Below are 13,470 nucleotides of genomic sequence, written 5' to 3' on the forward strand. Positions count from 1 at the left end.
AAAGGAGCGTTTATATGAAGAAACATTTATATATAGATGGAGCGTGGAAGGAAGTAGGGGCGTATAAAACGTTGTATGCACCATACTCAGAGGAAGTACTAGCGGAAATTGCTCAAGGGACAGAGGAAGATGTTCAAAAAGCAATTTCTTCAGCGAAAAAGGCGATGAAAGAGATGGGGAAATTATCAGCATATGACCGCGCATCCATTTTAGAAACAGTTGCCCAAAAAATGCACGAGAGAAGAGAGGAATTTGCAGAAATTATTGCAAAAGAAGCGGCGAAACCTATTCGTGCAGCACGTGGAGAAGTAGATCGTACGGTACAAACATATAAGTTTGCAGCCGAAGAGGCAAAGCGTATATATGGAGAGACTTTACCGTTAGATGCAGCACCAGGAGCAGATGGTCGTATTGCTTATACTGTTCGGAAGCCAATCGGTGTTATTGGGGCCATTACACCATTTAATTTCCCACTAAATTTAGTTGCCCATAAAGTTGGACCTGCAATTGCTGCAGGTAACACGATTGTATTAAAGCCAGCTGACCAAACGCCACTTTCATCTTATGCCCTTGTTGAACTATTTGAAGAAGCTGGATTACCAAAAGGGGCTTTTAACATTGTATCTGGGCGAGGCTCAATTGTTGGTGAAGCATTGGTAAAAGATGACCGTGTGGCTTCAATTACATTTACAGGAAGTCCAAAGGTTGGCATCGGTATTAAAGCAAAAGCCGGATTAAAACGTGTAACATTAGAGCTTGGTTCAAATGCTGCAGTAGTGATTGATGAAAATGTAGAATTAACAGAAGGAGTAATTGAGCGTGTGAAATGGGGAGCTTTTGTGAATAATGGACAAGTTTGCATTTCCGTACAACGTGTATTTGTTCATGAAAATAAAATGGAAGAATTCACTGAGAAATTAACAAAGGCGATGGAAAAGGTAGTAGTAGGCGACCCGCTTCATGAAGAGACAGATGTTTCTGCGCTTATTTCCAAAAATGATGTTAATCGTATTGAGTTATGGATACAAGAAGCGGTAAAAGAAGGGGCAACTGTTTTGTGCGGAGGTAAAAAACGCGACGCGCGTATATTTGAACCAACTGTATTAACAAATGTTCCAAATCACGTTTCTGTCCAGTGTCAAGAAGTGTTTGGACCGGTTATGACGGTAAATACATTCCAAACATTTGAAGAAGCATTAGAAATGGTAAATAACTCACGATATGGCTTACAGGCTGGAGTATTTACAACTGATTTAACGAAAGCAATGCGAGCAATTGATGAACTAGAAGTAGGTGGCGTCATGATTAACGACATTCCAACATTTAGAGTCGATCATATGCCATATGGTGGTGTGAAAGAAAGTGGCACAGGACGTGAAGGAATTAAATATGCGATTGAAGAAATGACAGAAATGAAATTAGTTTGTATTAAAAAATAACGGGCATAAAAAGTAACAAAGGTACACTTGCAACTTGGACAAGTGTACCTTTTGTTTTCAATTGTGTTATTTCATTTCTTGTTTAAAAATAGCATCTTCAACATAAATTTGTTCTTTATCTATAGCTGTATTACGAGCTAAAACTAAACCAATTGGTGTATGTGTACCTTTATTTTGAACAATTGTGAAAGGGACATTTTTTTCGTTTGCTAATTTAATGTATTTTGATAAATGTGGGTAAGTAATGCTGCCATTTATAAATAGCTGTAATGATTGAGAAGAGCGCATGTTAGTGGCTACTTCTGTATACACATTGCTTTGCATCACTTGACCGATTGTTAAAGCGACTTCTACACGCTCACGTAATGTGCCTAAATACATATTACGTTCTTCTGGTTTGTTTTGCTTTTGGCCATAAATGCCTTCTTGGAGATAATCTTCCACATTTTTATTTGCCATATTTTTCACACCTTTCATTCTTATTGTACGCAAGAATCAAAAAGGATGCAAAAAAAGTCATTTTAAATATATGGTAGTTGATGTAGGGAGAAGGAAAATACCTGTCATTAATCAAAAGTATAATGAGTAATAAAAATAAAATTAACTTTATCAACAGAAATTAACAAAATGTGACAATAATCTCTTAACGAAATGTATTTTTTGTGTTAATATTCAAAATATATAGGGTATGTATCGCATGGAAATGGAGGGAATGGGGGTTTTTCCAATCGATAAGGATATTAAAGAAGTATTTTGTTCGCATTTAAAAGACAACAGGCACCAATTCGTAGAGAACTGGAAAAACAAAATGGTAATTTCTGAAAAAGATCCATTTAAGCAAGAAGTAGCTCGAAATGGAGAGAGTGTATTAGGGTTAATTATTGAATTTATTATGGAGGATAAGGATATAGCTTATCTTCAGCCGGTATGTGAGAAGATTGCGATTGAGCGTGCAGGGGCAGATGTGAATATTGGAGATTTTGTCTATAATGCAAACGTCGGAAGAAATGAACTATTTGAGGCGATGTGTGAATTAGATGTTAATGCTCGTGAACTGAAACCAATTATGACAAAAATACATACTTGTTTTGACAGATTAATTTATTATACCGTTTTAAAGTACTCGGAAATTATATCAAGAAATTTAGAGGAAAAACAGCAATATATAAATGAAACACATAAAGAAAGATTGACGATTTTAGGACAAATGTCGGCTAGTTTTGTTCACGAATTTCGAAATCCATTAACCTCAATTATGGGATTTGTAAAATTGTTAAAATCAGAACATCCCAATCTATCATATTTAGATATTATTTCACATGAATTAGATCAATTAAACTTTCGAATTTCGCAATTTTTACTTGTTTCTAAAAAAGAAATATGGAATGAATCTGAACGTTTTTGGCTTAATGACTTATTTCATGATATTATTCAGTTCTTATATCCAAGTATAGTAAATGCCAATGTTTCAATTGAAAAAAACTTACCATATCCTATCCCATTTGTCGGGTACCGTAGTGAAGTGAGGCAGGTTTTTCTAAATATTTTAATGAACTCAATTGATGCTCTCGAAGCGGTTAAAGAAAATCGTAAAATTATTATCGATGTACGTGAAGATGAAGAAATGATTTATATTGTGATTAAAAATAATGGGCCAATGATTCCGGTGGAAAGTATTGAAACCATTTTTGAACCATTTGTCACCACAAAAAAATTAGGAACGGGTATCGGATTGTTTGTGTGTAAACAAATTGTTGAAAAGCATAATGGATCGATTACGTGTCAATCCAATTTTGAGTGGACAGAATTTCATATTACATTTCAAAAATGAAATGAAAAAAGTCTGCACCATAATACTATGGTGTAGACTTTTTTAATTTGTAAGAATAACGGCTTCTACGTTTGGAGATTGAGTAGAATAGCCTACAAGTGAAATTGTGTAGATTGTATTTGGTTCAACTTTTACTTTCGGAATTGTGACAAGAATTTTTTTTGTATCAGCAAGTGAAATTTCAATATCAGCTGTACCAGGACTTACTTGTAAATAATCTGTTATTTGTTTAAAGAGTACGTTCTCGAATAAATGATCACCATCTTTTAATGAAACGTTAACAACAGGGGTGTCAGGTGATAAGTGTGCAAATCTTATTTTTGCTTGACCAGATGGTAAATGAGTATTATCAAGCATTGGCTGTAGCTGGATATGTGAATTGTTACCGAGTACGGCAAGCGTATAGGAATGGTTTCCCATCATGGGTACAAGTGCTGAAAAAATAGGCGTTTCATTATCAACAGGAACAATATCAATGCGGTATTGTCCTTGTGCTAAGGAAAAATAAGGACTGAGCTGTTTAAAAGAAATATTTTTGATTACTCTCTGTCCATTCACTAAAATATCAATAGGTGGTGTATGAGAAGATGCGTGGAAAATTCTTATATGGGATGGTAATGTTGCTTCTTGAGACTCACGTTTTTCATACGCATGTACAAGCTGTGTGATTGCATGATGATACTTCATAGATAATTCTATATATTTTTTAGGATTTGTATATTGATAGTAGCGGGCAAGTTGCTCATAACGAGCTGCTTCTTGTCCGTATTTTTCAATTTCAGATTGAGCCATGGAAACGCCTCCTTTGTCATCACTATAACTATATGCTTATTGGAAAAGGTGTTATGCAAAAAACTTACTTTTCCAAAAGGAAACTGTTATCCCAAGTGTTAAAATGACAACAGCTGGTTTGTTTGATGCCACTAATTTTAAATATATACAAATTGCACGATTCAATGTAAGTAAAAGAGGTCTGAACTAAACTATGAATTTTTTCATTTCTAGGCAAACACACATACAAAATAATGGTTGTCCTACATAATGTAAAAATGAAATGTAAATTTAAGTTATGGAGGAGAGGAATAAGTAATGTGGGGCTATGGATATCCTGGTAGTTATTGTGGATATGGTTATGGCGGATATGGGGGCGGAGGCTGTGGTACGGGTTATGGATTTGCGTTATTAGTTGTACTGTTTATTTTATTAATTATCGTTGGAGCATGTTGGGTGCGTTAATAATCGATAAAGAGCGTCATGCTGAACTGGTTAATATGGTTAATCGGTTCTTTTTTTTCTGGAAAAAAGAACCGATTAAGAAATAAGGATATTTATCATTTAAACCGAGAAGCCCCCTTCCTCTAAACGAAGTGAAGGTGGGGGTAGTTCAATTTGGAGAATAAGTGATTTTAGAGTGGAACAAGTTAAATGTTTTGTGATGGCAAAAAATAGAATTGTGAGAAATTTGTCTAATTTTGTTTAAAAGTATGAAATATAAACTACATAAATAGGAAGGAAATTGACGGGAGTTTCGTCGAAGTTTACACAATGTCAGCGTTTTTGAGAGGCTGATGTTATGATAAGAAAATAATTTGTTAGTGTGTTTTTAGGCTCGTTTTTTATAGGGAGGGGGATGTTTAAGCAATAAAGAGCGTTTAGTTTTTAAATGCATTTCTGAATTTTTGTTTTTTTAGCACTTATTTGTATATTTTATAATAGTTTTTTCATAGATTCACTGCGCTTGCAGAGGATTCTTTTTTATGAAAGAAACGTCAATTTTCTTCATATATATATACAAATTGGAGAAATGGGGGAGCGCTATGCGCGATTACTTAATTAAACCACTTGTTGGTCAACCGTATCCGATGATTTCACACGGAAAAGGTGTATATTTGTATGATCAAAATGGTAACAAATATTTTGATGGTTCGTCAGGAGCGATTACGGCTGGTATCGGACATGGTGTAACAGAGATTGCGGAAGTAATTAAAAAGCAGGCGGAGGAGATTGCTTTTGTCTATCGATCACAGTTTACGAGTGAACCAGCAGAGAAGTTGGCAAAGAAATTAAGTGATTTAAGTGTAGGAGATTTAAACTGGAGTTTTTTCGTAAATAGTGGTACAGAAGCAAATGAAACGGCTATGAAAATTGCAATTCAGCATTTTCAAGAGCGAGGCATTCAAGGGAAACATAAAATTTTGTCAAGGTGGATGAGTTATCATGGCATTACGATGGGCGCTTTATCAATGTCCGGACATCCACTACGTCGGCAACGTTTTGTATCTATTTTAGAAGATTATCCAACTGTGCCAGCACCTTATTGTTTCCGGTGTCCTGTGCAAAAGGTATATCCAACTTGTCAGCTTTCTTGTGCGACAGAATTAGAACGTGCAATTGAGCGGATTGGAGCAGAACATATTGCAGCTTTTATAGCTGAACCAATTATTGGTGCTGCTGGCGGTGCAGTTGTGCCACCGAAAGAATATTATAAGGTAATTAAAGATATTTGTAACCATTACAATATTTTATTTATTGCCGATGAAGTTATGACAGGTCTTGGCCGCACGGGTGCATGGTTTGCGATGGAACATTGGGGCGTGGAACCAGACATCATGACGCTTGGAAAAGGCCTAGGTGCAGGTTATACACCGATGGCAGCAACGGTTGTAAGTGATCGTGTGATGGAACCGATTTTACGGGGGTCACGTTCTGTTATGAGTGGGCATACGCTAAGTGCAAATCCATTATCCGCAGCGACAGCTTTAGCTGTTATTGAATATATGGAAAAACATAATCTACCTGAAAAAACAGCTGAAAAAGGAGAGTATTTAATTAAAGGGTTACAAAAAATCCAACAAGAATCGACGATTATTGCCGATGTACGTGGAAAAGGATTCTTGATTGGAGTAGAATTGCAACCGTTTACAAAATCATCTGAACTTATTTCAGTTGCAGCGAAAAATGGACTTCTTTTATACCAAGCTGTTTCAGGGCAAGCAGGAAAAGAGGATAGCGCACTGCTTGTTGCACCACCAATGACAACTACATATTCTGAATTAGATGAATTACTTTCAATTTTTGCAAAAAGTGTGGAAGAGATGATGCAAAAAGGAGGGCATAGTATCGCATGACAACCATAACAAATACATTTGGTAAATTAAAAGAAATTGACGAGGTTATTTCGTTGTTTCATGATGATATGACATTAATGTTTGGAGGATTTGGCGGGATTGGATCCCCTCCGTCACTCATACAAGCCATTGTAGAGAAAGGGATTGCGAATTTACATTTAATTGGAAATGATACAGGGTTTCCGGATGTAGGAATTGGTCGTCTTGTGACAAATGAGAGAGTAAAATCGCTCATTACTTCTCATATTGGTTCGAATCCAAATGCAGGAAGACAATTAAATGGAGGAAGACTACAGATTGAATTTTCACCACAAGGAACATTAGCAGAGCGAATTCGAGCAGGCGGCGTAGGACTTGGTGGAATTCTTGTTGATGTTGGTGTTGACACAATTGTAGAGGAAGGAAAACAAACAGTCGAAATGAGTGGGAAAACCTTTTTAGTGGAAACAGCTTTAACCGCTGAAGTAGCGATTGTATATGCAAAAAAAGCAGATCCATTTGGTAATCTTGTATTTGATAAAATCGCTCGTAATATGAATCCACATGTGGCAATGGCTGGGGATATTACAATTGTTGAGGTCGAAGAAATTGTTCCACTTGGAAGTTTAGATCCTGAAGAAATTGTTGTTCCAGGTGTTTTTGTAAATTATATCGTGCCATCGGAAGGAGTGAACTGGAAATGGGTATGGGAGTAGAAGTGAGAGATAAGATTGCAAAGCGTGCTGCGAAAGAGATACAAAATGGGATGATTGTTAATTTAGGAATTGGTATCCCTTCTCTTGTACCTAACCATTTACCAGAAGATATGCATGTGATGTTTCATGCAGAAAACGGTATTGTTGGAATGGGCCCAACGCCTAGTAAAGGAAGCGAAGATGGAAACTTATGTAATGCGGCTGGATTGCCGACGTCGCTTATTACAGGAGCAAGTTATTTCGATAGCTGTATGGCATTTGGGATGATTCGAAAAGGATTACTTGATATAACTATTCTCGGTTCCTTGCAAGTGAGTGAGAACGGTGATTTAGCCAACTGGATTGTACCAGGAAAACGCGTTCCGGGTATTGGCGGAGCGATGGATTTAGCACAAAAAGCAAAGCGGGTTGTTGTTGTGATGAATCATGTTGATAAATATGGAAACGCAAAAATTGTTTCAGAATGTACATTACCGTTAACGTCGAAAAAATGTGTGGATTTAATTATTACGGATATGGCTGTAATGGAAGTTACTTCTGAAGGTTTAGTACTCCAAGAGCTAATGAGCCCTTATACAGTAGAGGATGTGAAACAAAATACGGAGGCATCTTTTCATGTAAGTTCTAATTTACTTGTGATTGAATGAGAGGAGCTAACAAATTATGAAGCAATTAAAAAAACAAGTATGTGATTATATTGAAAGTCATGAAGGAGAAACTATAAAGCTCTTACAACGATTAATTCAAGAAAAGAGTGTATCAGGTGATGAAAGCGGTGCACAAGCAATTGTAATTGAAAAGCTACGAGAATTAGGCTTAGATCTCGATATTTGGGAGCCTTCTTTTACAAAAATGAAAAATCATCCTTATTTTGTATCCACACGAACAAGTTTTTCAGATAGTCCGAATGTTGTTGCGACTTTGAAAGGAAGCGGCGATGGAAAGTCCATGATTTTAAATGGACACATTGATGTTGTACCAGAAGGTGATGTAAATCAGTGGGAACATCATCCATATAGCGGTGAAAGAGTAGGGAATCGTGTATATGGTCGTGGAACTACGGATATGAAGGGCGGAAATGTAGCTCTTATGCTGGCGATGGAAGCGATTATAGAACTGGGTATTGAATTAAAAGGAGATATTTATTTTCAAAGTGTAATAGAAGAAGAGAGTGGCGGAGCGGGTACTTTATCGGCAATTTTGAGGGGGTATAAAGCGGATGGCGTTATTATTCCTGAGCCGACAAATATGAAGTTTTTCCCGAAACAACAAGGTTCCATGTGGTTTCGCTTGCATGTGAAAGGGAAAGCAGCTCATGGTGGTACTCGTTACGAGGGAGTTAGTGCAATTGAAAAAAGCATGTTTGTCGTTGAGCATTTAAGAAAGCTAGAACAGAAGAGAAATGAACGGATTACAGATCCATTATATAAAGAAATTCCAATCCCAATTCCAATCAATATTGGGAAAATTGAGGGCGGTAGCTGGCCAAGTTCTGTTCCGGATTCGTTAATTTTAGAAGGAAGATGTGGAATCGCGCCGAATGAGACTATAGAGGCGGCAAAAGAGGAGTTTGAAAATTGGGTGAGCCAATTAAAAAATATTGATCCATGGTTTGAAGGGTATCCAGTAGAAGTAGAGTGGTTTGGAGCAAGATGGGTTCCTGGTGAATTGGATGAGAAGCATGTGCTTATTACAACGCTTCAAGATAATTTTGCCCAAATTGAAGGGAAAAGTCCCGTTATAGAAGCAGCTCCTTGGGGGACAGATGGCGGGTTATTTACACAAATCGCTGATGTGCCAACGATTGTATTCGGGCCAGGAGAGACAAAAGTAGCTCATTATCCAAATGAATATATTGAAGTCGATAAAATGATTACCGCAGCAAAAATTATTGCATGTACGTTACTAGACTGGTGTGAGGTGAAAAGATGAAATATTATGAATCATTTAGAGAACAGACGAAGCATTATACTGTAGAAGGAGTGTTAGATTATTTTAATAAACGCATTAGAATAGATCATTATACAGGAAATGTTGAAAGCATTACACAAACAATAGATGAATTAACAGAGAAGCACTCTTTCACAAAATGTATTATAAAAGGAAAGGGAGAGCATGTTTCAACATGGCTCTCCTTCGGTTTCTTATTGGAAGCAACGATACCGCATTATTTTCAAGGGCATGATGCGTACTTTTTCGTGAAGTATCGTAATGATGAAAGACGAAATAGTATTCATTGGGTGGAAGAAGACAATATTATAAGCGGTGTAAGAGCAAAAGAAGTAAAGGAAAAAGAAATTCCTGAGAAATTTGTGTTAAGAAAAGCGACAGAAGCAGACGCAGAAGAGTTAGCAGATGTGTTCGGAAAAGTATTTGAAATTTACCCAACACCTTTAAATGAAGCGAGTTATGTGAAGCAGACGATGAAGGAAGATACAATTTATTACCTATATGAATTAGAAGGACGCATTATTAGTACTGCTTCTGCTGAAATGAACGTGAAAGAAGGAAATGCAGAATTAACGAATTGTGCTACTTTACCTGAATATCGAAAACATGGATTTATGAAAAGTTTACTTGTTAAGTTAGAGGAAGACCTTCAAGAGAGAGCTATTTTTTGCTCCTATACGATTGCTCGCTCTCTTTCTTTCGGAATGAATGCAGCCTTTCACCAGTTAGGATATACGTACACAGGAAGACTTGCGAATAACTGTTATATTTTCGATAAATTAGAAGATATGAATATATGGACGAAAGATTTATCCCGCATGAACGGGCAGTAATACCCACCTTAAGATTCAGAGAAAAGCGAAGAAGATTGGTGGTAGACAAACGGCCCGTAAAAGCCTAACTGGTGAGAGCTTTCCATCAGCGAAGGATGAAGAAAACCTCCGCTGATGGAAGTTTCATTTTATCTAGCCATAAAGTAAAAAATATGAGTAAGGCGTAAGATATATAAATTTCACTAGAAAATAGAACGGAATCGTCATGCTTACAATCGCACACAGGGATGCCAAAAATTCGGCATATAATTTGCTGGATTTTTGGCAAGAGGGGGGATGACATTGCTGGCAGTTTCGACACAAGAAGTCATTGAAGCGATTTTAGGCAGTATTGATGAAGCCATCCATGCAGTGGATGAAAATGGCATTACAATTTTTTATAATACGGTTGCGGCGAAACATGATGGATCAAAGATTGAGAATGTATTAGGGAAACATTTATTAGAGGCATTCCCATCGTTATCGCGAGAAACGAGTACACTTATGAAAGTTTTAGATACACAAAAGCCAATCTCACATCAAGTTCAGCGCTATCAAAATTTAAAGGGAGAAGATGTTTGTACTGTAAATACAACGTTACCTATTTTCATAGAGGGAAGTATTGCAGGTGCTGTTGAAATTGCAAAAGATTATTCCACGATTCAAAAATTAACGGATACGATTGTTGATTTACAGTCAAAAATGAAGCGTTCTTCCAGTAGAAAATCTATTAAAAGGCATGTTGCGTTTAATACAATTGTGACGAATGATTCACGTTTTAGTCAAACGAAAGAGTTGGCACAAAAAGTAGCACCGACAGACGCAAATGTTTTAATATATGGTGAAACAGGAACAGGAAAAGAATTATTTGTACAAGCGATTCATGAGGCTTCAAAACGAAAAAACAAACCATTTATTGCACAAAACTGTGCTGCTCTTCCAGAATCACTATTAGAAAGTTTATTGTTTGGAACGACAAAAGGTAGCTATACTGGAGCGATTGAACGGGCGGGGTTATTTGAACTTGTAGATGGAGGGACATTATTTTTAGACGAATTAAATTCGATGCCCCTTGATCTGCAGGCAAAAATGCTTCGTGTATTAGAAGATGGGGTAATTCGCCGCATTGGTGATAATAAAACGAGAAAAGTAGATGTCCGTGTCATCACTGCGATGAATCAGCCTCCAGAAGTATGTTTACGTGAAAATAAAATTCGTACCGATTTATATTATCGATTAAATGTATTTTCTTTATATATTCCACCACTTCGTGAACGAAAAGAAGATGTATTATTGTTGGCATCTTACTTTTTAAGAGACTATAACAAGGAATATAAAAAAGAGGTACTTCATATTGATAAGGAAACGAAAGAAAGGTTACTAGCGTATCATTGGCCTGGAAATGTGAGAGAATTAAAACATACCATTGAACATGCAGTCATCATTGCAGAAGGAACTTCGTTAAACACTTGTTGTTTGCCACGTACATTGCAGAAGGACATTCCAAAGAAGAAAAATATTTTACCGTTACGTGAGGCACTCCACCAAACAGAAAAAGAATTAATTGATAGCGCCTTAATAGAGACAGAAGGGAATATCTTGCAAGCTGCTAAATTACTAGGTATTCCAAGACAAACGCTGCAATATAAATTGAATAAGTATGACAAAACCGCCGAATAATCGGCGGTTTTTTATGAGTTTGCACCAATAAAAGAGCGTTTACATATATAAAGAGTAACGAATATGATACTGAATACGGTGTTATAACAAAACCAGAAAAATATTTTCTTCCATATATAATAGGATATTCTTCATGATAACGTACCAAGAATATAGATTTGGCATAGTTATTGCTTATATAAAAATTGAGCGTAAAAAAAGGGGGAATAGCAATGTTACATGATGTATATAAACCAAATCGTCATTGGAAAGATATTGAATTATGGAAAGATGTCACAGAAGAGCAATGGAATGATTGGGTTTGGCAATTAACGAATACGATCAAAACGTTAGATGATTTAAAGAAAGTAATCAATTTAACACCAGAAGAAGAAGAAGGTGTTAAAATTTCAACGAAAACGATTCCGTTAAATATTACACCGTACTATGCTTCTCTTATGAATCCTGATGACCCACGCTGTCCGATTCGGATGCAATCTGTACCGATATCGGAAGAGTTATATAAAACGAAGTATGATTTAGAAGATCCGCTTCATGAAGATGAAGATTCACCAGTTCCTGGTTTAACACACCGTTATCCAGACCGCGTTTTATTTCTAGTAACAAATCAATGTTCGATGTATTGTCGCTACTGTACACGTCGTCGTTTTAGTGGACAAATTGGAATGGGTGTACCGAAAAAGCAATTAGATGATGCGATTGCTTACATTCGTGAAACACCACAAGTACGAGACGTGTTAATTTCTGGTGGTGATGGTCTTCTTATTAATGATAAAATCTTAGAATATGTATTAAAGAACTTACGAGCAATTCCACATGTGGAAATTATTCGGATTGGAACGAGGGCCCCAGTTGTATTCCCACAACGTATTACAGAAAATCTATGTAATATTATTAAAAAATATCACCCAGTATGGTTAAATACGCACTTTAATACTTCTATTGAAATCACAGAGGAATCCAAACTGGCATGTGAAATGCTTGCAAATGCAGGGGTCCCAGTTGGAAACCAAGCGGTTATTTTAGCAGGAATTAATGATAGTGTACCGATTATGAAAAAGCTGATGCATGATTTAGTGAAAATCCGTGTTCGTCCATATTATATTTATCAGTGTGACTTATCGGAGGGAATCGGTCATTTCCGTGCTCCAGTTTCAAAAGGTTTAGAAATTATTGAAGGATTACGTGGACATACGTCTGGTTACGCAGTGCCAACGTTTGTTGTCGATGCGCCAGGCGGAGGTGGGAAAATTGCCCTTCAGCCAAACTATTTAATCTCACAAAGCGCCGATAAAGTTGTGCTTCGAAACTTTGAAGGAGTTATTACAACTTATCCAGAACCAGAAAACTATGTGCCAGGAAGAGCAGAAGGTTACTTTAAAGAGATTTATCCAACATATGAAGAGAAGCGCTCTGATATAGGCGTAGCAGGATTGATGAGCGATAAGAAATTCAATCTTGTTCCGGATGATTTACAACGTATGAATCGCCGGAAAGATTATGAAACAAATGAAACACATTCTTCTTTAAAAGATAAACGAGATAAGCGTGATCAGTTAAAAGATAAAAAATATCAAGCCCAAATGGCGAAGTTAGAAGAAAATAAAGAAGCTGAGGGTGACGCAGTATGAATTGTATGTGGTGTGACAGTACAGAAGCGAAAGAAAGTCTGAATACTGTATATTGGGAGTTACCAGATGGTACAAAAGCCATTGAAATCCAAAAGACACCATGCATTTCTTGTTCATCATGCGGAATGGACTATCAACCTGATCATATTGTAAAAGAAATTGAAGATCAGTTGTTTTTAATTTATACAAAAGATTTACCAAAACAATTGACATATGAAGAGTTAATGGAACGACCGCGCCTATTAAAGAGAAATTATTTTGACTTTTAACCAGCGATTATGCTGGTTTTTTTCTTTTTACCCTT

At 36.6% G+C, this 13,470-nt stretch carries 13 protein-coding genes; 11 read left to right on the forward strand and 2 right to left on the reverse strand.

What is annotated here, in order from left to right; genetic code table 11:
- The first annotated feature begins 14 nt into the window (after nt 1-14).
- The gene (locus COO03_RS18955) at nt 15-1,439 is read left to right on the forward strand and encodes an aldehyde dehydrogenase family protein (protein ID WP_097898642.1); all 1,425 of its coding nucleotides are present in this window, start codon (nt 15-17) and stop codon (nt 1,437-1,439) included.
- Nucleotides 1,440-1,505: 66 nt separating this feature from the next.
- Here the strand turns inward: COO03_RS18955 and COO03_RS18960 are convergent, their stop codons facing one another.
- The gene (locus tag COO03_RS18960; RefSeq protein WP_097898643.1) at nt 1,506-1,898 is read right to left on the reverse strand and encodes a YueI family protein; all 393 of its coding nucleotides are present in this window, start codon (nt 1,896-1,898) and stop codon (nt 1,506-1,508) included.
- 238 nt (nt 1,899-2,136) lie between these two features.
- Here COO03_RS18960 and COO03_RS18965 point away from each other — a divergent pair, with 238 nt between their 5' ends.
- Nucleotides 2,137-3,270 (forward strand): BA2291 family sporulation histidine kinase, encoded by a 1,134-nt coding sequence (locus tag COO03_RS18965; protein WP_097898644.1) that lies wholly within the window; start codon nt 2,137-2,139, stop codon nt 3,268-3,270.
- A gap of 42 nt (nt 3,271-3,312) precedes the next feature.
- On the opposite strand, the gene COO03_RS18970 is transcribed toward COO03_RS18965, so the two are convergent.
- A complete protein-coding gene (locus tag COO03_RS18970) occupies nt 3,313-4,062 on the reverse strand; it encodes a DUF4397 domain-containing protein (protein WP_097898645.1) in 750 nt (249 codons plus the stop codon).
- 297 nt (nt 4,063-4,359) lie between these two features.
- Here COO03_RS18970 and COO03_RS18975 point away from each other — a divergent pair, with 297 nt between their 5' ends.
- The 9 genes from COO03_RS18975 (at nt 4,360) to COO03_RS19015 (ending at nt 13,435) form a co-directional block, all read left to right on the forward strand.
- Nucleotides 4,360-4,506: a YjcZ family sporulation protein gene (locus COO03_RS18975; RefSeq protein WP_097898646.1), complete on the forward strand. Its 147-nt coding sequence runs from the start codon at nt 4,360-4,362 to the stop codon at nt 4,504-4,506.
- Nucleotides 4,507-5,087: 581 nt separating this feature from the next.
- The gene (locus COO03_RS18980; RefSeq protein WP_097898647.1) at nt 5,088-6,398 is read left to right on the forward strand and encodes an aspartate aminotransferase family protein; all 1,311 of its coding nucleotides are present in this window, start codon (nt 5,088-5,090) and stop codon (nt 6,396-6,398) included.
- Nucleotides 6,395-7,093 carry an acetate CoA-transferase subunit alpha gene (atoD, locus tag COO03_RS18985; RefSeq protein ID WP_097898648.1) on the forward strand — a complete coding sequence of 233 codons (699 nt, stop codon included), beginning with the start codon at nt 6,395-6,397 and terminating at the stop codon, nt 7,091-7,093. The genes COO03_RS18980 and atoD overlap by 4 nt, the downstream gene beginning before the upstream one ends.
- Nucleotides 7,078-7,740: a CoA transferase subunit B gene (locus COO03_RS18990; RefSeq protein ID WP_097898649.1), complete on the forward strand. Its 663-nt coding sequence runs from the start codon at nt 7,078-7,080 to the stop codon at nt 7,738-7,740. The genes atoD and COO03_RS18990 overlap by 16 nt, the downstream gene beginning before the upstream one ends.
- 16 nt (nt 7,741-7,756) lie before the next feature.
- Nucleotides 7,757-9,025, forward strand: a complete 1,269-nt coding sequence (locus COO03_RS18995) for a peptidase (RefSeq protein ID WP_097898650.1) — start codon at nt 7,757-7,759, stop codon at nt 9,023-9,025.
- Nucleotides 9,022-9,876: a putative beta-lysine N-acetyltransferase gene (gene ablB, locus COO03_RS19000; RefSeq protein WP_097898651.1), complete on the forward strand. Its 855-nt coding sequence runs from the start codon at nt 9,022-9,024 to the stop codon at nt 9,874-9,876. The genes COO03_RS18995 and ablB overlap by 4 nt, the downstream gene beginning before the upstream one ends.
- 276 nt (nt 9,877-10,152) lie before the next feature.
- Nucleotides 10,153-11,535 (forward strand): sigma-54 interaction domain-containing protein, encoded by a 1,383-nt coding sequence (locus COO03_RS19005; RefSeq protein WP_097898652.1) that lies wholly within the window; start codon nt 10,153-10,155, stop codon nt 11,533-11,535.
- Nucleotides 11,536-11,747: 212 nt separating this feature from the next.
- Complete coding sequence (ablA, locus tag COO03_RS19010; protein WP_097898653.1) at nt 11,748-13,166, forward strand: lysine 2,3-aminomutase; 1,419 nt, start codon at nt 11,748-11,750, stop codon at nt 13,164-13,166.
- On the forward strand, nt 13,163-13,435 hold the full coding sequence (locus COO03_RS19015) for a YokU family protein (RefSeq protein ID WP_097898654.1): 273 nt from the start codon (nt 13,163-13,165) through the stop codon (nt 13,433-13,435). Before ablA ends, COO03_RS19015 begins: the two co-directional genes overlap by 4 nt.
- Nucleotides 13,436-13,470 lie beyond the last annotated feature (35 nt).

The sequence above is a fragment of the Bacillus sp. AFS098217 genome, assembly GCF_002551815.1.
GTDB lineage: Bacteria > Bacillota > Bacilli > Bacillales > Bacillaceae_G > Bacillus_A.

What these genes read in the sequence shown, in the direction of transcription:
- COO03_RS19005 (WP_097898652.1), top strand. Translation starts at nt 10,153, where the DNA reads ATGACATTGCTGGCAGTTTCGACACAAGAAGTCATTGAAGCGATTTTA.
- COO03_RS18990 (WP_097898649.1), top strand. Translation starts at nt 7,078, where the DNA reads ATGGGTATGGGAGTAGAAGTGAGAGATAAGATTGCAAAGCGTGCTGCG.
- COO03_RS18965 (WP_097898644.1), top strand. Translation starts at nt 2,137, where the DNA reads ATGGAAATGGAGGGAATGGGGGTTTTTCCAATCGATAAGGATATTAAA.
- COO03_RS18975 (WP_097898646.1), top strand. Translation starts at nt 4,360, where the DNA reads ATGTGGGGCTATGGATATCCTGGTAGTTATTGTGGATATGGTTATGGC.
- atoD (WP_097898648.1), top strand. Translation starts at nt 6,395, where the DNA reads ATGACAACCATAACAAATACATTTGGTAAATTAAAAGAAATTGACGAG.
- COO03_RS19015 (WP_097898654.1), top strand. Translation starts at nt 13,163, where the DNA reads ATGAATTGTATGTGGTGTGACAGTACAGAAGCGAAAGAAAGTCTGAAT.
- COO03_RS18955 (WP_097898642.1), top strand. Translation starts at nt 15, where the DNA reads ATGAAGAAACATTTATATATAGATGGAGCGTGGAAGGAAGTAGGGGCG.
- COO03_RS18995 (WP_097898650.1), top strand. Translation starts at nt 7,757, where the DNA reads ATGAAGCAATTAAAAAAACAAGTATGTGATTATATTGAAAGTCATGAA.
- COO03_RS18980 (WP_097898647.1), top strand. Translation starts at nt 5,088, where the DNA reads ATGCGCGATTACTTAATTAAACCACTTGTTGGTCAACCGTATCCGATG.
- COO03_RS18970 (WP_097898645.1), bottom strand. Translation starts at nt 4,062, where the DNA reads ATGGCTCAATCTGAAATTGAAAAATACGGACAAGAAGCAGCTCGTTAT.
- ablB (WP_097898651.1), top strand. Translation starts at nt 9,022, where the DNA reads ATGAAATATTATGAATCATTTAGAGAACAGACGAAGCATTATACTGTA.
- ablA (WP_097898653.1), top strand. Translation starts at nt 11,748, where the DNA reads ATGTTACATGATGTATATAAACCAAATCGTCATTGGAAAGATATTGAA.
- COO03_RS18960 (WP_097898643.1), bottom strand. Translation starts at nt 1,898, where the DNA reads ATGGCAAATAAAAATGTGGAAGATTATCTCCAAGAAGGCATTTATGGC.